The sequence below is a fragment of the Stenotrophomonas sp. STEN031 genome (genome assembly GCF_056759975.1).
The window spans coordinates 1-17,793 of the sequence record NZ_JBRREA010000051.1 but is presented as its reverse complement, the minus strand read 5'-3'; the positions used below and the strand labels follow the sequence as shown (position 1 = coordinate 17,793).

Genomic DNA, 17,793 nt, shown 5'->3' with positions numbered 1-17,793 from the left:
CGTCAATCCAGCGTCTGCACACCGCCGCCGTTGACGAACAAGGTCTGGCCGCTGACCCAATTGGATATAGGCGCGGCGAAATACAGCACCGCGCCGGCAATATCCTCGGCCTCGCCCAGGCGCTTGATCGGGGTATGGGACAGCATCCGCGCTTCGATCTCCGGGGTGAGCACGGTAGCCAGCGCATCGGTGCGCACCGCCCCCGGCCCCACCGCATTGACGCGGATCCCGGCAGGACCGTAGTCATGCGCAAGATTCGCCGTCATATGGTTGATCGCCGCCTTGGACGCGGCGTAAGCGCTGATCGCCGGGCTCTTGTTGATCGAGCTCATCGACGACATGTTGATGATCGAGCCGTAGCCGCCCTTCTGCATATGCGGCGCACACAGCTGCGACAGCCGCCAGGCACTGAAGACGTTGATCTGGAATGGCCGCTCGAACTGCTCCAGGCTGATCTTGTACGGGCTCTCGCGGCCAGCCCCGCCACCACCGGCGTTGTTGACCAGGATATGGATGCCGCCCAGTTCATTGGCGGTGCGCTCCACCACCCGCACCAGGTCCTCATCCTTGAGCACATTGCACTCCAGGGCCAAGGCCTTGCCGCCAGCGGCGACGATCTCCGCCGCCACTTTCTCGGCGGCGGCCAGCTTCAGGTCGGCGATGGCCACCGCCGCACCGTAGGCCGCCAGCATCAGCGCGCTGGCGCGGCCAATGCCGTTGCCGCCGCCGGTGACGATGGCCACCTTTCCAGACAGGTCGAAATGCGCTTGTGGAAGCATGGGCGTACTCCTTTCCGGACGATTCATTGATCCGCACACCATACACCCGGCCAGCGAAAGCAAAGGTGATGTGCCGCCAGCCACACAACACCCCGCTGGCCGACCCTTATCGCCCCGAAAGACCGCTATTGGCCGATGTTTTTCTCCAAAAATGCCTCCAGCCCCCGGTAGAAAGCGGCACTGTTGTCATCGTTGTAGAAGCCATGGCCTTCGCCCGCAACCGCCATCCATTGCGGCGCTCTGCCGGCCGCCAGCAGCGCTGCGCGCATGGCGTTGGCCTGTGCGATCGGCGTACGTTCATCGCGCTCGCCGTGCGCAAGGAACACCGGCGCGGTGATGCGCGGCACCAGGGTGGTCGGCGAATTGGCCACCAGTTCCTCGTCATTGCGGCCGATCACCCGTGTCAGGTAGTTGCGCCCATACGCCCTGTCCTTGATGTCACCTTTCTTGTACATCATCTTCAGGTCATAGACGCCGGCCAGGCCTGCCGCGCAACGGATAAGCCCTGGCTCGCGCGCCGCCAGCATCATCGCCGCGTAGGCGCCGAAACTGGCGCCGTAGGTGCATACGCGGGTGGTATCGGCCAAACCGAGTGAGGCCGCATGGTTCAAGCCGTCCAGCAGATCCTGCTGGATGCGCGTTCCCCACTGCAGGTAACCGAGCTCCTCGAAGGCATGCCCACGTCCGCCGCTACCACGGTAATTGACCTGCACCACCAGATAACCACGGTTGGCGAGGAACTGCGCGTCGTTGTCGTAGAACCAGTCATCGCTTACACCGTGCGGGCCACCATGCGGCAACAACACAGTCGGCAAGCGGCGGCCCTCGCTGTTGCGTGGGATTGTCAGTATCGCTTCCAGCTCCGCGCCATCACCGGCCTTGAAGCGCAACGGACGGCGTTCGGCCATCAGCGTCGGATCAATCCCCTCGCGCGGCGACAGAACCTTTTCCAGCTTGTTGGTGGCGCGCCGGAATACATACCAACCGCCTGGATCACGATCACTGCCCAGATGCACCAGCACGGTCTGCCCATCACGACTCACGTCATCGAAGGTCACATGCTGTGCAGGCAGCAGCTCGGCCAGGGCCTTGTGCAGTTCCGCCTCCGGCTTGCCCGGGTCGAAATACTGCAGTTGTGGCCGCCCGGTCAGCGGCGAGGCGGCGAACGGCACCGCCGGGTGGCGTGTCCATTGCGACAATCCGACGCTGCTGAAGCCATCCGCCAACAACACATCACGTTCGCCGCCATCGAGCTTGCTCGACACCAGCGATATTGGCCCGTCATTGCGGCTGAAGCGGCCATAGACGTGCTGGTTGTCGGCCGAGAATGCAAAAGGCGCCCAGATGCCTCCGGTGACTTCCTGCGGGACCGGCTGCCAGCGTTGCCCATCTTCGGATGCATACAGCAGGTAGTTGTCGTCATCGTCGCGGCCCTGGGCATAACGTGCGACGCCGTTGCGGTCGATCACGAACTCCAGGTTCGGCACGTTGATGCTGGCAATCAGCTTGAAACTCGGGCGCGGCCCCGCATCCACCACGTACAGCATCGAGTTGGTGGGATTGCGCTTGAGCTGGCGCATGTAGAAATGGCCATCATTGCCCTGCGCCACACCCTCGATGAAGCCGAACCCGCGGTCCAGTCCCGCCGCGACATTCTGCTGCTCGTAGCCATAGATGTAGCGCTGGTTCTGGCCATCGAAATCGCTGGCGATGATCTCGCCCATCGGTACGGGCTTTTCCAGGGAGCCGTATTTGCGGCCTTTGGCGATCACCAGGCGTTTATCGCTCACCCAGAGTATCTGGTAGGCACTTTCGAAACGTGGCAGACGCAGGACCGCGGTGCGTTGCATATCGGAAAGACGCAGCACCTGCAGCGCGTGGTTTCCTTCGCCAAACTCGGTTGCGAACGCCAGATACTCGCCACCGGGTGACAGCCGCGGCATGGAGAACGGGCTGGCCTTGGCGAAGGCCTCCACCGGGACGCTCTGTGCCACGGCCGGGACCACCGTCCCCCCCACCATCGCAATCAGCAACAGGAACAGCGCACGCCGAAGCCTTTCCCCCATGACTACCCTCCCCTGTGGTCAAACGGATGTTGCCGAGCGTAATGCATTCACCCACCGCGCGCAGGACGCATATCGTTTGTCTGGCGCGGGTGCGGGAATTCGTCGGATTGACCCCGCGATTACCTTGCACATGGCAGGATGCACGTCTGTAACCGCAACCAGGAGCGTGCCGCCCCATGCGATCAGGAAGCCGTAGTCAGCGCATGGCCTTGGCCGCAGCGCTGCTCAGCAGCATGCCGTCACTGGCCTCGGCCATGACCCAATGTCCGCAGGAGTCCAGTAAATCCACCGCTTTCTGGCTGCTGGGCTGGTCGGTCTTCGCACTGTTCTTCATTGCGGGCGTGGTGTTGCCGCTATTGATCTTCCGCACCACCGGCAATGCGCGGCCCTGGCCGCGCTGGCTGCTGCGGATCGCCAGCATTCCGGCGATGCTGGCGATGTGGATGTTGGGTACGGGAATTTTCCTCGGCAAATTCGTACTGGTGTGCTGAGGCGGCGCCTTACGCTGGCGGGAACCACCACGGTGATGCGGTTCCGGTATTGATCAACAACGCACGCGCACGCACGAAGCGGCGGATCGATGCGGTGCCCATGCGCGAACCACCCATGCCGGACAGCTTGAAGCTCTGCTTTTCGGCGGTCTGCACCATGCCGGTCAGGCAGGCGTCATTGATCGAGATGCCGCCGGCCTGCAGCTGACGCGCTACCCGCTGCGCGCGCTCGGGACTTTGCGTGAAAACCGCCGCCGACAAGCCGAACTCGGTGGCATTGGCACGCGCGATGGCTTCGGCTTCATCGGCCACCACCATCACCGGGAGGACGCTTGCAAAGCTCTCATCGGCAACCACGGCCATCTCGTCGGTGACATCCACCAACACCGTTGGCGGACACCAGACGCCGCCGTGCTCGATCAGCTCGCCGCCGGTCAGCGCGCGTGCGCCCTTGGCCTTGGCGTCGGCCAGTTGGCCGCGCACCAGTTCGACCTGCGATGCCGCGATCACCGGACCGATCTGGCCCTGCTTGGGGTCTGGCCAGGCCAGCTCCAGTGCGGAAGCTTCCTTCACCAGCGCGGCGATGAAGGCATCGGCCACCGGCGCTTCCACGTAAACACGTTCGATCGACATGCAGCTCTGCCCGCCGTTGACGAAGCTGCCCCAGGCCAGCGCGCGTGCGGCATGTGCGATGTTGGCGTCGGACAGCACCAGCGCCGGGTCCTTGCCACCCAGCTCCAGCGAGGCCGGAATGAAGCGACGCGCGCAGGCTTCGCCCACCTTGCGGCCGGTGGCGACTGAACCGGTGAAGCAGATCTGGTCACTGGCCTCGATCACCGCCTGGCCGGTGGCGCCGGCACCGGTGACCAGCTTGAACACCGCGCCCAGACCTGCTTCGTCCAAGGCGTCACGCAGCAGCGGCACGAAGCGCGAGGTGACCTCGCTGGGCTTGGCCAGGATGCTGCAGCCGGCGGCCAACGCCGGCACGGCATCGATCAACGTCAGCATCAGGGGGAAATTCCACGGGCTGATCACGCCCACCACCGCATACGGCACCCAAGTCTGCTGGCTGTGGATGAAGGGGATGGCTTCCTGCTGGGCCGGCTTTTCCGCAAGACAGCCCGCGGCCTGCTGCGCCCAGCGGCGGATCGCGCCGACGGTGCCGTCCACTTCAATCTGCGATTCATGCCAGCGGCCGGTATCGGCCAGCAATGCATCGAGGAAGCCATCGCGACGCGCGACCAGCGCGTCGGCCAGGGCGTCCAGGCGCGCGCAGCGTTCCTCGATGCTGCGCTCGGCCCAGGCCTGCTGCGCCTGGCGCAGCTGCGCGCCCAGCGCGGCGACGTCGCGGGCGCTGGTGATCGGCAGCTCGCCGTCGGACAGCCCGGTGCGCGGGTTGCGCAGTGGCAGCGTGGTTGCGTCAGTCATTGCCCAGTACTCCAGCGCTCAACAGTGCATCAAGGGTGGCTTTCTGGCGGGCGGCAAAGTCGACCCGCTGCGGGATCTTCAAGCTGTCGCCCTGCAGCAGGGCGTTGGGCTTCAATGCGGTGCTGGCCAGGCCGGCGTTGATTGCCGCCTGCGGCAGCCGCGAGAGGAAATTGCCCATGCCCGGGCGCAGCCGGCGGCGGCGCAGGCCGGCGATATCCAGGTCGGCATAGGCGGCCATCGACTCGCCGGTGCCGGCGGCAGACAGCACCCGGCCCTGGTCATCGACGATCTTGCTCATGCCATCTGCACTGCCCAGCGGGATGTCCACGCCACTGATGCCGGCGGTATTGGCCGAGACCACATAGGCCATGTTTTCCAGCGCGCGGGCGCGTTTGGCGATGTCCTTGGGGGTCAGCTCGGGGCTGCCGACTTCGCTGGTGGAATGCAGGAACACTTCGGCACCGCGCAGGCCCATCGCACGCGCGATTTCCGGATACAGGATTTCCTCCGAGGCGATGCAGGACAGGCGGCCGATCGGCGTACGTGCCACCGGGAACACACCGTCGATGCCGTACACGTCCAGATACTTGTCCCAGACATCATGCGGGCTGGGCGCGTACAGCGAGATCAGCCGGCGGTAGCGCAGGATCTGGTTGCCGCTGTCATCCAGGATCACCGAGGACTGGAAGTACAGCTCGGGGAAGTTGGGGTCGCGCTCGTAGGCGTTGGAACACAGGTAGACGCCGTTGTCCTGGGCGATGCGGCCCAGCTGCTCGTACTCGCTGCCATCCATCGCGAAGCAGCCCTTGGCCGCCCAGCCGGGGATGGTGTCGCCCAGCGGGTAGCTGGTGGCGAAGTATTCCGGCAGCACCACCAGCTTCAGGTCAGCGCCGATGAAGGCCTTGGAGGCACGGATCTGCCGGCCAACCCGCTCGATGTTGTCGGCCACCGCGACGGCGGCTGCTTCCGGTGTTGCACAGGCATTGATGGCGCGGCAGGTGGTCTGCAGGGCCAGCGCGCGATAAGCGTCGATCATGGAGCCTTACCTTCGGTTGCGGTGTCGTTGAGAGCTTGTGTCTGCATGCCATCGGCCAGCAGCACGCGGAAGCTGCCGGTGCCGGTGCGCAGCGGCTTGATCGCGGCGTAGTCGGCGCTGTGCCAGAACGCCAGTGCGGCGGCGCGGTCAGGCCAGCACGAGATCACCGTCCGCGTCGCTGCATGCTCGCCCTCCAGGCTCTGTTGCTCGCCGCCCATCACCAGGTAATGGCCGCCATGGCGCGCCACCACCGCGGGCGTGGCCCGGGCATAGGCAGCAAACCGCTGCGGGTCGGTGAGGTGGGCTTCGATGATCAGGTAGGCGGACATGGCGTACTCAGCTGAAGCGCGGGGCGCGCTTTTCCAGGAAGGCGGCCGCGCCTTCGACGAAGTCGGTACTGCTGAAGGCATCGTTGAAAGCCGCATCGGCCTGGGCCAGATCGATGCTGGCATCTCCCCCCAAGTGGCCGAGCACGGTCTTGATCGCCCGCCGCGCCTGCCCGGAGGTGGCCAACAGCTGCTGGACCTGTGCCTGCTCCAGCGCCTCGATGCCGTCCTCACCCGCCAACTGGTTGACCAGGCCCCAATCCAGCGCAGTAGCGGCATCGAGCAGGCGCCCGGTCAGCAACATTTCGCGCGCGCGGGCCATGCCGACCGCGTTGACCAGCCGACGGCTGTCGTCGGCGCTGTAAACTAAACCGAGCTTGGCTGGGGTGATAGCGAACCGGCTACGGGCACTGGCCAGGCGCAGGTCACAGGCCAAGGCCAGGCCAAGGCCGCCGCCTACGCAGGCCCCGTCGATGACGGCCAGGGTGGTCTGCGGCAGGCGTTGCAGTTTGAGCTGGGTGCGTTGGACCTGGGCGTTGTTGGCGGCGAAGGCGGCCGGAGCGGTGAGCAGCTGGCCGAGTTCGTCGATATCGGCGCCGGCACTGAACGCCCCCGGCACGCCGGATACCACCACGATCTGGGCGTCACTGGCGGCGATGTCGTCCAGTGCGGCCTCGATCGCCGCCCAGTGGCGGGTGGCCAGGGCGTTGCGCTTGTCGGGTCGGTGGATGCTGATGCGGGCGAGCGCGCCGTCGCGGCTCCAGCAAATCACGGTCTCTTCAGTGATCATGGCCTATCCTATTTGTTCTATCGTTATAGCATTAAGCCAAAGGAGGGTGAAGCGAGATGTCCCAAGACACACTGGCCACATTGTTGAGTGCCAATGCGCACAAGCTGCTGCGCAATGACTTGCCGACGCCGCTTTACCACCAGATGTTCAGCCTGCTGCGCGACCGCATCCTCAATGGCGAGATCCCGCGTGGCGCCCGCATCCCCACCGAGTTCGACCTGGCCGACGGCTTTGGGGTATCACGCATCACCGCCAAGCGGGCGCTGGATGAGCTGGCCGCCGAGGGCCTGGTCGAGCGCCGCCGCGGCAAGGGCACCCACGTCATCCACCGCTCCCGGCCCAAGCCCATGCACAGCCCGCTGACCGGGCTGCTGGAAAGCCTGGAAGTGCTGGCCGAGCACACCAAGGTGCAGTTGCTGCAGTTCCGCCGCGCGGTGCCCCCGGAGCCGATCCGGGCATTGTTCGATACCGGCCCACGCGACGTGCTGGTGCAGGCCATCCGCCTGCGCCTGCGGGGCGATGTGCCGTTCGGCTACTACATCAGCTGGACCCATACCGATCACCCCGAATTCAGCGAGACGCGGTTGTCCAACAGCTCCCGTCTGAAGCTGTTCCAGGCCGCCGGCATCCAGATCAAGCAGGTGGAGCAGGTGCTGTCGGCAGTAAACGCCGACGCCATCGCCGCCATGCACCTGAAGGTGGAACCCGGCACCGCGCTGCTGTCACTGGAACGCCGTTCCTACGATGGCGACGGCAATCTGGTCGACCTGCTCAACGTGCAATACCGGCCGGATCAGTTCACCTACCAGATGACCCTGGACGTGGACGACGGCACCCCGCTGTAAGCCGACAACACCACCAGCTCCCCGCTGCGAAAACGCCGCCCTGACCAGGCGGCGTTTTGCGTCTGGCGGGCTGGGCCGCTTGCCTGGAAAGACATAAGGCTAAGACCTATATGCCTTTGCAGTGCAACACGGAAGGGCCGCAATTGCTGCCACTTTCCAATCTCGATCAACTGCTTATGCGCATGTTGCGGCGCACGACTCCACGGTGCAGGCAGGACGCGAGCCACATTGATTGTCCGGACAAATAGCGAAAGACTGGAAAGCACACGCAGCAGCACAGCACTCACACCTGTGCGCCTGCGCCACCTACCCCGTTCACGCTATGAGGCAGGCAATGAAGGAAGTTCTGTACCGCAGTGCGTTGGCAGTCGCGATCGTGACCGCCCTTGGCAGCAACCCCGCATTGGCGCAGCAGGCCGGCACTGACGACCAGGCCGTGCAGCTGGATCAGGTCAGCGTCACCGCGCAGCGCCGCGAAGCGCAGATGCAGAAGACGCCGCTGAGCATGAGCGTGATCAGCGGACCGGAACTCGACCGCATGCAGGTCAAGCGCGTGGATGACATCAAGTTCGCCGCGCCCAACATCATCATCGAGCAGAACACCGGCACCAGTTCCGGCGCCAAGATCTTCATGCGCGGCGTAGGCGCCGATGAGTCGATGTTCACCAACGACCCGGCGGTGGCGTTGTATATCGACGATGTCTACATCCCGCGCCAGAACGGGGCGATGTTCGACCTGTATGACGTGGAGCGCATCGAAGTGCTGCGCGGCCCGCAGGGCACGCTGTATGGCCGCAATGCCACCGGCGGCGCGATCCGCTACATCTCGCGCAAGCCCACCGGCGAAAGCAAGCTGGCGCTGGATGGCAGCATCGGCAACCTCGGACGCCGCGACGCACGCGTGAGTTTCGCCACCCGCATCGGCGAGACGCTGGATGTCTCCGCCGCCGCGCTCAGCCGCCAGCGCGATGGCATCCTCAAGGACATCACCCACAACCGCATGGTCAATGACCAGGACGTGCTGGCCGGGCGTTTGTCGCTGGCCTCGACCTGGGGAGAAGCCTCCTATGCCACGCTGAGCATCGACCGCCTGCGCGAGCGCTCTACCCCGGCCTGGGGCACGCCGGTGGCGCTGGATGCCAATGGCAACCAGGTGCCGCGCCTGGGCAGCTTCTACAAGACCGAAACCGACACGCTGGGCTTGAACGACATCGACCAGTTCGGCGTGGCGTTGACCAATGAAACCGACTTCGGTGCGTTCTCCTGGCGCAGCATCGCGCACTACCGCACGCTGGACCATCACTTCTACATGGACGTGGATGGCACCGCGCAGACCCGTTATCACCTCGAACAGGACCAGCGCCAGAACCAGAAGGGTTACGAGGCGCAGTTCACCTCGCAGCTGGACGGTCCTTTCAGTTGGGTCGCTGGCGTGTTCGCGTTCAAGGAGCACAACGACCAGCCGACCCGCAGCGACATCTTCGTGCGCGGCGGCACCAACTACATCGCCCAGGACACCTCGGCGTATGCCATCTATGCGCAGGGCGACTACAAGTTCACCGACAAGCTGACCCTCACCCTGGGCGGCCGCTACAGCTATGAGAGCAAGGATTTCTCGGTGCGCGCGGTCAAGGCCAATGGCGAGCCCAACTTCAGCAAGAACATGCGCAACAGCTGGAACCGCCCGGACTGGAAGGCGCTGCTGTCCTACAACTTCAACGACAACGTGATGGGCTACGCCAGCGTCACCACCGGCTTCAAGAGTGGCGGCTTCAATGGCCGCGGCAGCACCCCGGCAACCCTGGTGCAGGTGGATGCTGAAACCCTGCGTGCCTATGAAATCGGCATCAAGTCGACGCTGTGGGACAACCGCCTGCGCTTGAACGGCAACTACTACCGGCTGGATTACGACGGCATCCAATTGGCCGCGGTGAACCCGGAAGGCATCTTCGTGGTGACCAACGCCACCGGTGCCTTGATCCAGGGCATCGAGCTGGAGGCCGAGGCACAGCTGACGCGCGGACTGAAGCTCAACGCCACGCTGGGCACCATCGACTCGGAATACCAGAAGTACAAGGCCATCAATGCCGCCTACTTCCGCGGCCACCCGATGAAGAATGCACCCGAGCTGCAGTGGACCTTCGGCAGCAGCTACGTGCAGCCGCTTGGCAATGCCGACCTGGTATTCAGCGCGCAGGCCCGCTACACCGATGAGTACTACCAGAACCAGGATGCCTCGCGTCTGATCATGCGCAAGGCCGGGCATGAGTACAACGCACGCATCGCCTACGAACCGCGCGATGCGGAATGGTCGGTGGCGCTGTGGGGCAAGAACCTGAGCAATGAATTCGCCTCCACCGGCGGTTTTGATATCGCCGGGCTGGGTGTGGGCGTGATCTACCCGAACGTGCCGCGCACCTACGGCGTGGAGTTCAGCTACCGGTTCTGGTGAGGGCTGATGACAGGGGTAGTGCCGAGCCATGCTCGGCAGGGGCCTTCCCGCCAAGGCCAGAGCCGCCCTCACCCCAACCCCTCTCCCGCAAGCGGGAGAGGGGCTAAAGCGGTAGTGCCGAGCCATGCTCGGCAGGGGCTTTCCCGGCACCCCATCAGCCAGCGAAGAGCACCCCTCCCCAACCCTCCCCTTCGCTACGCGAAAGGGAGGGAGCGTAGTGCCGAGCCATGCTCGGCAGGGGCTTCACCAGCACCCCATCAGCCAGCGAAGAGCACCCCTCCCCAGCCCTCCCCTTCGCTACGCGAAAGGGAGGGAGCGTAGTGCCGAGCCATGCTCGGCAGGGGCTTTGCCAGCACCCCATCAGCCAGCCCAAAGCACCCCTCCCCAACCCTCCCCTTCGCTGCGCGAAAGGGAGGGAGCGTAGTGCCGAGCCATGCTCGGCAGGGGCATTCCCGGCGACGCATCAGCCAGCGAGAAGCCCCCTCCCCACCCAGGCCAATCCAGCCCGGAACACACCAAGGCCTATACCCACGCCCCTTTTAGATATATAGATATATCATTAAGATCATTTCGGACCAGCCGGCAAGCCACCGTGGACCCGTTCACCACCCAATCCCTGGAGGGCATCCTCCGCCGTGACCTGCACGCGCCGCTGTACCACCAGCTGCAGGGCTTCCTGCGTGGGCTGATCGAACGCGGCGAAATCGGCGACGGCGAGCAGCTGCCGCGTGAGGAAGAGCTGGCCCGGCGCCTGCGCATCTCGCGGGTCACCGTGCGCCAGGCGCTGCAACTGCTGGCCAATGATGGCTTGCTGGTACGCCAGCGCGGCCGCGGTACGCGGGTCGTCGGCGGTAGCACAGCGCGCGGTTCCAGCATCCCGATGCCGCTGAAGACGCCGCTGGGCGAGCTGATCCACAGCCTCGACACCCTCGCCAGCAACACCCAGGTACGCCTGCTGGGCTGGGAACGCGTGGTCCCGCCCGAACCGATCCGCGAACAGTTCGGCAGCGGCCCGGAAGAAACCCTGGTGCATTGCGTGCGGGTGCGCTCGCGGCATGGCCAGGCCTTTGGTTACTACGCCAGCTGGACCCGCACCAAGCATCCGGAATTCAACGCCGAACAACTGGCCTACGGCTCGCGCATCGCTCTGTTCCGGCGTTGCGGGATCCGCTTCCTGCAGGTCCAGCAGACCGTCAGCGCGCTGCGTGCAGGTGCCCTGACCGCCATGCACCTGCAGATGTCGCCCGGTCAGGCGGTGATGAACCTGACCCGCCGCTCCTATGGCCCCGACCAGCAGTTGCTGGATCTGCTCGACATCCAATATCGCCCCGACCAGCTGCGCTACCAGATGCGCCTGGACTACGAAACCAACCACCCGGAGACATTTGTTTGAGTGCAACTGTGAGCGCAACGCTTGCCGAAAAGATCCTCGCCCGCGCCTGTGGACGCGAGGCCGTGCGCGCCGGAGAGATCCTTACCGCCAGGCTCGACCTGCTGATGATGCATGACTCCGGCGGTCCGCGCCGGGTCGCCACACGGCTGGAAAAGCTCGGCGCCAAGGTGTGGGACCCGAACAAGGTGGTGGTGGTCTCCGACCACTTCGTACCCGCCGTGGACATGGAAAGCGCCGACATCCTCGCCCTCACCCGCAAGTGGGCGCAGGCGCAGGGTGTCACCCACTACGACATGCTCGGCATCTGCCACGTGGTGTTGCAGGAACACGGCCATGTACAGCCCGGCATGTTCTGCGTCGGCGGTGATTCGCACTCGCCCAGCGGCGGTGCGTTCGGTGCCTTCATGGTCGGCATGGGCGCCACCGACATCACCGGCGCCCTGGTCACCGGCGACGTCTGGCTGCGCGTGCCGCAGACCACGCGTGTGCAACTCGATGGCGTGCTCGGCGCCGGCGTCAGCGCCAAGGACGTGATGCTGATGCTGTGTGGCCAACATGGCATGGGCAACGAAGGACAGGTCTTCGAATACGGCGGCAGCGCCGTGCAGGCCATGCCGATGCATGAGCGCCTGACCCTGTGCAACATGGCCGCCGAGCTCGGCGCGGAAACCGGCATCGTCGAACCCGACGCGACCACACTGGCTGCATTGGAACAGGCCGGCAAACCTTTCCTCGGTGATCTGGCGCAGTGGCGTAGCGATGCTGACGCCAACTACCTGCATCACCATCGCTACGACGCCGCGCAGATCGCCCCGCATGTGGCAGCACCGCACAGTCCGGCAAACAGCCGCCCGGTGGGTGAGCACGGCAGGGTGCCTATTGATCAGGCCTATATCGGCGCCTGCACCGGTGCCAAGCTGACCGATCTGCGCATGGCTGCCGAAGTCCTGAAAGGCCGCCGGGTCGCCAAGGGCACGCGCCTGCTGATCGCACCGGCCTCGGTGGCAATGACCGCGCATGCGGCAGCCGAAGGCACGTTGGCGACGCTGACCGAAGCCGGCGCCATCCTGCTGCCGTCAGGCTGCGGCGCCTGCGCCGGCATGGGTGCGGGCATGCTCAGCAGCGGCGAAGTCTGCATGTCCACCACCGCACGCAACTTCAAGGGCCGCATGGGCTCGGCCGAGGCGCAGGTCTACCTGGGCTCGCCGTACAGCGTTGCCGCTGCCGCGGTGAAGGGCGAAATCTGTGATCCACGCGAGTTGTTGGGAGAGAACCTTTGAACGTCCGTGGCAAGGCTTTCGTATTCGGTGACCGCATCGATACCGATGTGCTGGCACCCGGCCCCTATATGCGCGAGCCGATGCACGTGCTCGCCAGCCATTGCCTGGAAGCGGTGGACCCGGACTTCGCCAGCGAAGTGCGCCGTGGCGACATCGTGGTGGGCGGAGAATCCTTCGGCATTGGTTCCTCGCGCGAACAGGCGGTGCAGGCGCTGGCCGAACTCGGCGTGGGTGCCATCATCGCCAGATCATTCGCTCGCATCTTCTATCGCAACGCGCTGAATCTCGGCGTTCCCGCGCTGGTTTGTGCGACGCTTGAAGCATCGCGCGGTGATGAACTGGAAGTACGGCCGGTGGAGGGACGCATCATCAATCACAGCACAGGTCGTGAATTCGCCTGCGAGAAGATTCCCACCGAGTTGATGGCGATCGTCGCCGGTGGCGGGCTGATGCCTTGGCTGGAGCGCAAGCTGGCTACCGAGCGGCGCACATGAAACAGGGCATCATCCATGCGACCTTGATCGCGCCGGACCTGCAGCAGGTCTGCGCCGCCTATGTCGCGCAGTTGGCCTTGCAGGTGCAACAACGCGGAACGCTCGACGCCGATGATGCCGCCGCGCTCGATCTGGTGGATCTGATCGGCGCACCGCTGGTATGGCTGGCCAACAGCGCGGGCGAGCCGGTACTGCGGGTGATTGAAGACCCGCGTGCCGTCGTTGCCGAGCCCATGTTCCGCCACGGCTGGTTGTCGCTGGAGGTGCTGGTGGGCGATATCGACGCCCTCGCCGCCGGCCTGCGATCGCCATTCAAGGTCCTGGGTCCTGCCGCCAACCTTGAGTTGAGCGATGCCATTCGCGCCGCACAGGTGCTGGGACCCTGCGGCGAACTGCTGTATCTCACCCAGATCAAGGCGCAGGTTCCGCCGTTCGATCTGCCGATGACCGACGCGACGGTTGCGAACACCTTCATCGGGGTGATGACCACGCCGGATCGCGAGGCCTCGCAGCGTGCCTGGTCTGCACTGCTGGGGGCCAAGGGCTGGGCGTTCGATACCAGGATCACCGTGCTGAATCGCGCCTATGGCAAATCGCTGGACGGCCGCTACCCGGTCGCCGTGGTGCCGATGCCGGGGCAATGCATGGTGGAGATTGATCAGGTGGATCTACCTGCTTCAACCAAGCTGCAGCATGCGGGTCAGTACAGCCTGGGGCTGCGTTTGCCGGCAGTGGACACTGCCGTGCTGACTGAGGCCGGCTGGGTTGTCATGGATGCTGGTGAGCGGCGCAGTCTGCGTGGACCCGCCGGAGAGCATGTGGAGTTGCTTGTTGGGTGACGGGTGCTGGCATGTTGCCGCCTGCAGATAGAAGCAACAGCAACAGCGCAAAAGCACCCCTCCCCAACCCTCCCCTGCGCCAGGCGCAAGGGAGGGGGCAAACGCGGCACCGCGATGCACTGACAGAGCGCAGCAAACAGCCCCCTCCCTTTGCCGCAGGCAAGGGGAGGGTTGGGGAGGGGTAGCTCCTGCTCTGCTCCTGCTCCGCCCCCGCTGTTACTTCAGCCCCCCATGACCTTTGCCATGTGTAACTGCCACTACACAGGCATAGCGTCAGCGCTTACCCAAGCGCTTGAGGTAGAGCAATGCGGACCCTGACCCTGGCTGCAGCCATCGCCACGATCACCTGCTTGAGCATGGCAACGCCCGCCGCGGCGCAGGTCTCGCCGATGACGCCGGACATCACCGGCAAGAAATTCGTCGCCCCGCAGCCCGCCCGCGATTTCGAGAAGCGCGAGGTGATGATCCCGATGCGCGATGGAGTCAAGCTGTATACGGTGATCATGATCCCCAAGGGCGCGCACAACGCGCCTATCCTGTTCACCCGCACGCCGTACAACGCCGCCGGCCGCGTCGACCGCACGCCGGGCGCGACGCGGCTGGTCGATGCGCTCGCGCAGGGCGACATCGTGTTCGCCGAGGACGGCTATATCCGCGTTTTCCAGGACGTGCGCGGCAAGTACGGATCCGAAGGCGACTACGTGATGACGCGGCCACCGCGCGGGCCGCTCAACCCAAGCAAGATCGACCACAGCACCGACGCCTGGGACAGCATCGACTGGTTGGTGAAGCATCTGCCCGAGTCCAACGGCAAGGTCGGCATGCTCGGCTCTTCCTACGAAGGCTTCACCGTGGTGATGGCGCTGCTTGATCCGCACCCTGCGCTGAAAGTGGCCGCGCCGGAAAGCCCGATGATCGACGGCTGGATGGGCGACGACTGGTTCCAGCATGGCGCCTATCGGCAGGTGAATCTTGGCTACTTCAGCGGGCAGATGACTGCACGCGGTGCCGGCGCAAAAATCGCCATGCCGACCGGCGATGACTACAGCAGCTTCCTGCAGGCAGGCTCGGTCGGTGCCTTCGCCAGGACGTTGGGGCTGGAACAGATCCCGGCCTGGCACAAGGTCAGCCAGCATCCTGCCTACGATGCGTTCTGGCAGCAGCAGGCGCTGGACAAACTACTGACCAAGCTGCCGGAGATCCGCGTGCCCACCATGTGGGAGCAAGGGCTGTGGGACCAGGAAGACATCTACGGTGCGCATACCGCCTGGGCCGCACTTGAACCCAAGGACCACGACAATACCCGCAACTTCCTGGTGATCGGGCCGTGGCGACACAGTGGCGCCAACTACAACGGCAGTTCGCTGGGCGCCTTGGATTTCAACGGAGACACCGCACTGCAGTGGCGGCGGGATGTGCTCAAGCCTTTCTTCGACCAGTACCTCAAGGACGGCGCGCCGGCCGCCAATACACCGCCGGTGTGGGTATACAACGCCGGCAGCAATCGCTGGGAAACCTATAACAACTGGCCGCAAAGCTGCACGCAAGGCTGCACCGGCAACGCACGCCGGCTCTATCTCAACACCGATGCGCAGTTGGACTTCAACAGCACCAGTACCGGCGCGCAGTACGCCGAGTACATCGCCGATCCGGCCAAGCCGGTGCCGTTCGTACCGCGCCCGGTCAACATGGGCGATCGCGATGCCTGGACCACCTGGCTGGTGCGCGACCAGCGCTTCGTCGATGGCCGTACCGATGTGCTCACCTATACCGGCCCCGTGCTGGACAAGCCGATGAAGCTGGCCGGCATCCCACAGGTTCAATTAAGTGCTTCCACCTCCGGCAGCGACAGCGACTGGGTGGTCAAACTGATCGACGTCTACCCCGATCAGTATCCTGACAACCCGAAGATGGCTGGCTACCAGTTGCCGCTGGCAGTCACCATTTTCCGTGGTCGCTACCGCGAAAGCTTCAGCCAGCCAAAGCCGATCACGCCGGATGCACCGCAGATCTACAGCTTCGATCTGCCCAACGTGAACCAGACGCTGCAGCCGGGCCACCGCTTGATGGTGCAGGTGCAGTCCAGCCTGTTCCCGCTGTATGACCGCAATCCACAAAAATTCGTGGACAACATCTTCTTCGCCCAGCCAGGTGACTACCGCAAGGCCACGCAGCGGATCTGGAACAACAGCGAACATCCGAGCTACATCACGCTGCCGGTTGTCGAGTGACGGCGTGCTGCCGGTTGTCGAGTGACGGCGTGCTGCCGGTTGTCGAGTGACGGCGTTCGGCGTCGCCGCCTTGGCAACGAGGGTCAGGCAGTGATGCCTGCGCGGTGATCGCCGACATGAACCACTTGATGGTGGTTTTCCCCGCGAGGGAAACCGCGTCAGCGTCGCGGCTTACGCCGCTACTGCACAGCAAGGCAGGGACGCTTGTTCCTCTGCCGTTGCAGGAACACCTGCTACAGCTGTAGCTGGCAACACTGCCTGCAACGCAACGGAGCCAGCATGAACAAGCGCAGAAGGCTCAGCCGGCGCAGCATCATTCTTATCGGCGTTGCCATCATCGCCTTGGTCATCGCCCTGTCGGTGGCACCTTGGTGATTGTTAACCCTGCGTGGCAGAACGCGACGCAGTCCACATCACGGCAACGATGCAGCGACGCAAAGGTGAAACAAAGCCGGGTTGTGCGCATTCAGTCATTGCTGCCTGTTCATCCCTCCGGCTATAGGTGAATGGCAAGATCCGGGGGGATCACATACCGGAGCAACGCCAATGGACAAGATCAAGTTCTTCCTCGAAGGACCCGGCCGCCAGCGCCGACTGGTAACCCTGCTGGCAACCGAGTCCCGCAACATCGCCAAGGGCAGCAGCGATGGCCGTCGCGTCGCCACCATGGGACTGAATAATGTCTGCTTCCATACGATGATCGACGAGCACGGCAACATCGCCAAGCAGATCGACTTCGATGGCTATCGTTTCAAGTTCCGTGATTCCAACCTGCCCTGGGACTTGATGATCGCCTGATCATTGCGCGCTTCGCGACGCCCGCTCATTGATGGCTTACGCGACGTTTGCATTTCCTGCACCTGCCCATCACCGGTTGCAGGCGTCCGCTTAATCGTCGCCACGGCATGCTGCAACTGGAGCATCGTTGCTCTGATCGGAGACGCATCATGGATACCCGCAAGATGAAGCCGCTGCTGTTCGCAGGCCTGGTCGCCCTTGGCTGCGCAGGCACTGCCCTCACCGTGCAGGCTGCCGGTCAATCCACGCAGGGCCACGAGTCCGAACAGCCTGGCACCGATACCTGGATCACCACCAAGGTGAAGGCCGAGTTGCTGACCACCAAGGATGTGTCCGGCATGGAGATCAAGGTGGAAACGGTCAACGGCGTAGTAACACTAAGTGGCACCGTCGCCAGCAAGGTTGAAGCGGATCGTGCCATTGCCGCCGCCCGGGCCATCAAGGGCGTGAAGAGCGTGGACAGCTCAGCGTTGATGGTGGCGGCGCGTTGAACCTAACTCCTGCCACCTCTTGAACCTTATACAGGGAAGGCGGCACCCCACGGT

Annotated in this window: 16 protein-coding genes; 10 read left to right on the top strand and 6 right to left on the bottom strand. The window is 64.4% G+C overall.

Features of this window, described 5'->3' with window-relative positions; translation table 11 throughout:
• Window positions 1-2 precede the first annotated feature (2 nt).
• Both ACVOLQ_RS17845 and ACVOLQ_RS17840 read right to left on the bottom strand, forming a co-directional pair.
• Window positions 3-779 carry a glucose 1-dehydrogenase gene (locus ACVOLQ_RS17845; protein WP_481528822.1) on the bottom strand — a complete coding sequence of 259 codons (777 nt, stop codon included), beginning with the start codon at window positions 777-779 and terminating at the stop codon, window positions 3-5.
• A gap of 125 nt (window positions 780-904) precedes the next feature.
• Entirely contained in the window at window positions 905-2,845 is a 1,941-nt protein-coding gene (locus ACVOLQ_RS17840; RefSeq protein WP_481528821.1) for an alpha/beta hydrolase family protein, read from the bottom strand.
• Between the two features lie 176 nt (window positions 2,846-3,021).
• On the opposite strand from ACVOLQ_RS17840, the gene ACVOLQ_RS17835 reads away from it, so the two are divergent.
• Entirely contained in the window at window positions 3,022-3,336 is a 315-nt protein-coding gene (locus ACVOLQ_RS17835) for a hypothetical protein (RefSeq protein WP_313494634.1), read from the top strand.
• 9 nt (window positions 3,337-3,345) lie between these two features.
• Here ACVOLQ_RS17835 and ACVOLQ_RS17830 read toward each other — a convergent pair whose 3' ends face one another.
• From ACVOLQ_RS17830 to ACVOLQ_RS17815, 4 genes are read right to left on the bottom strand one after another with little or no spacing between them, the layout of a single operon-like run.
• Window positions 3,346-4,764: an aldehyde dehydrogenase family protein gene (locus tag ACVOLQ_RS17830; RefSeq protein WP_481528820.1), complete on the bottom strand. Its 1,419-nt coding sequence runs from the start codon at window positions 4,762-4,764 to the stop codon at window positions 3,346-3,348.
• The gene (locus ACVOLQ_RS17825) at window positions 4,757-5,800 is read right to left on the bottom strand and encodes a nitrilase-related carbon-nitrogen hydrolase (RefSeq protein ID WP_481528819.1); all 1,044 of its coding nucleotides are present in this window, start codon (window positions 5,798-5,800) and stop codon (window positions 4,757-4,759) included. Before ACVOLQ_RS17825 ends, ACVOLQ_RS17830 begins: the two co-directional genes overlap by 8 nt.
• Window positions 5,797-6,129: a DUF1330 domain-containing protein gene (locus ACVOLQ_RS17820; RefSeq protein ID WP_481528818.1), complete on the bottom strand. Its 333-nt coding sequence runs from the start codon at window positions 6,127-6,129 to the stop codon at window positions 5,797-5,799. Before ACVOLQ_RS17820 ends, ACVOLQ_RS17825 begins: the two co-directional genes overlap by 4 nt.
• Window positions 6,130-6,136: 7 nt before the next feature.
• Window positions 6,137-6,916: an enoyl-CoA hydratase/isomerase family protein gene (locus ACVOLQ_RS17815; RefSeq protein WP_313173269.1), complete on the bottom strand. Its 780-nt coding sequence runs from the start codon at window positions 6,914-6,916 to the stop codon at window positions 6,137-6,139.
• A 56-nt stretch (window positions 6,917-6,972) separates the two neighbouring features.
• Here ACVOLQ_RS17815 and ACVOLQ_RS17810 point away from each other — a divergent pair, with 56 nt between their 5' ends.
• From ACVOLQ_RS17810 to ACVOLQ_RS17770, 9 genes are all read left to right on the top strand, one after another.
• Entirely contained in the window at window positions 6,973-7,761 is a 789-nt protein-coding gene (locus ACVOLQ_RS17810) for a GntR family transcriptional regulator (protein ID WP_313173270.1), read from the top strand.
• A gap of 334 nt (window positions 7,762-8,095) precedes the next feature.
• The gene (locus ACVOLQ_RS17805) at window positions 8,096-10,213 is read left to right on the top strand and encodes a TonB-dependent receptor (RefSeq protein WP_481528817.1); all 2,118 of its coding nucleotides are present in this window, start codon (window positions 8,096-8,098) and stop codon (window positions 10,211-10,213) included.
• 592 nt (window positions 10,214-10,805) lie between these two features.
• Window positions 10,806-11,606 (top strand): GntR family transcriptional regulator, encoded by an 801-nt coding sequence (locus ACVOLQ_RS17800; protein WP_313174553.1) that lies wholly within the window; start codon window positions 10,806-10,808, stop codon window positions 11,604-11,606.
• Window positions 11,607-11,614: 8 nt separating this feature from the next.
• Entirely contained in the window at window positions 11,615-12,886 is a 1,272-nt protein-coding gene (locus ACVOLQ_RS17795; RefSeq protein WP_481528816.1) for a 3-isopropylmalate dehydratase large subunit, read from the top strand.
• Window positions 12,883-13,380, top strand: a complete 498-nt coding sequence (locus ACVOLQ_RS17790) for a LeuD/DmdB family oxidoreductase small subunit (RefSeq protein ID WP_313174549.1) — start codon at window positions 12,883-12,885, stop codon at window positions 13,378-13,380. The genes ACVOLQ_RS17795 and ACVOLQ_RS17790 overlap by 4 nt, the downstream gene beginning before the upstream one ends.
• Window positions 13,377-14,219 carry a hypothetical protein gene (locus ACVOLQ_RS17785; protein ID WP_481528815.1) on the top strand — a complete coding sequence of 281 codons (843 nt, stop codon included), beginning with the start codon at window positions 13,377-13,379 and terminating at the stop codon, window positions 14,217-14,219. The genes ACVOLQ_RS17790 and ACVOLQ_RS17785 overlap by 4 nt, the downstream gene beginning before the upstream one ends.
• A gap of 305 nt (window positions 14,220-14,524) precedes the next feature.
• Window positions 14,525-16,450: a CocE/NonD family hydrolase gene (locus ACVOLQ_RS17780; RefSeq protein WP_481528814.1), complete on the top strand. Its 1,926-nt coding sequence runs from the start codon at window positions 14,525-14,527 to the stop codon at window positions 16,448-16,450.
• 546 nt (window positions 16,451-16,996) lie between these two features.
• A complete protein-coding gene (locus ACVOLQ_RS17775) occupies window positions 16,997-17,248 on the top strand; it encodes a hypothetical protein (protein WP_481528813.1) in 252 nt (83 codons plus the stop codon).
• A 149-nt stretch (window positions 17,249-17,397) separates the two neighbouring features.
• Window positions 17,398-17,739, top strand: a complete 342-nt coding sequence (locus tag ACVOLQ_RS17770) for a BON domain-containing protein (RefSeq protein WP_481528812.1) — start codon at window positions 17,398-17,400, stop codon at window positions 17,737-17,739.
• Window positions 17,740-17,793 lie beyond the last annotated feature (54 nt).

What these genes read in the sequence shown, in the direction of transcription:
- ACVOLQ_RS17780 (WP_481528814.1), top strand. Translation starts at nt 14,525, where the DNA reads ATGCGGACCCTGACCCTGGCTGCAGCCATCGCCACGATCACCTGCTTG.
- ACVOLQ_RS17770 (WP_481528812.1), top strand. Translation starts at nt 17,398, where the DNA reads ATGGATACCCGCAAGATGAAGCCGCTGCTGTTCGCAGGCCTGGTCGCC.
- ACVOLQ_RS17805 (WP_481528817.1), top strand. Translation starts at nt 8,096, where the DNA reads ATGAAGGAAGTTCTGTACCGCAGTGCGTTGGCAGTCGCGATCGTGACC.
- ACVOLQ_RS17820 (WP_481528818.1), bottom strand. Translation starts at nt 6,129, where the DNA reads ATGTCCGCCTACCTGATCATCGAAGCCCACCTCACCGACCCGCAGCGG.
- ACVOLQ_RS17785 (WP_481528815.1), top strand. Translation starts at nt 13,377, where the DNA reads ATGAAACAGGGCATCATCCATGCGACCTTGATCGCGCCGGACCTGCAG.
- ACVOLQ_RS17825 (WP_481528819.1), bottom strand. Translation starts at nt 5,800, where the DNA reads ATGATCGACGCTTATCGCGCGCTGGCCCTGCAGACCACCTGCCGCGCC.
- ACVOLQ_RS17830 (WP_481528820.1), bottom strand. Translation starts at nt 4,764, where the DNA reads ATGACTGACGCAACCACGCTGCCACTGCGCAACCCGCGCACCGGGCTG.
- ACVOLQ_RS17815 (WP_313173269.1), bottom strand. Translation starts at nt 6,916, where the DNA reads ATGATCACTGAAGAGACCGTGATTTGCTGGAGCCGCGACGGCGCGCTC.
- ACVOLQ_RS17835 (WP_313494634.1), top strand. Translation starts at nt 3,022, where the DNA reads ATGCGATCAGGAAGCCGTAGTCAGCGCATGGCCTTGGCCGCAGCGCTG.
- ACVOLQ_RS17840 (WP_481528821.1), bottom strand. Translation starts at nt 2,845, where the DNA reads ATGGGGGAAAGGCTTCGGCGTGCGCTGTTCCTGTTGCTGATTGCGATG.
- ACVOLQ_RS17775 (WP_481528813.1), top strand. Translation starts at nt 16,997, where the DNA reads ATGGACAAGATCAAGTTCTTCCTCGAAGGACCCGGCCGCCAGCGCCGA.
- ACVOLQ_RS17845 (WP_481528822.1), bottom strand. Translation starts at nt 779, where the DNA reads ATGCTTCCACAAGCGCATTTCGACCTGTCTGGAAAGGTGGCCATCGTC.
- ACVOLQ_RS17810 (WP_313173270.1), top strand. Translation starts at nt 6,973, where the DNA reads ATGTCCCAAGACACACTGGCCACATTGTTGAGTGCCAATGCGCACAAG.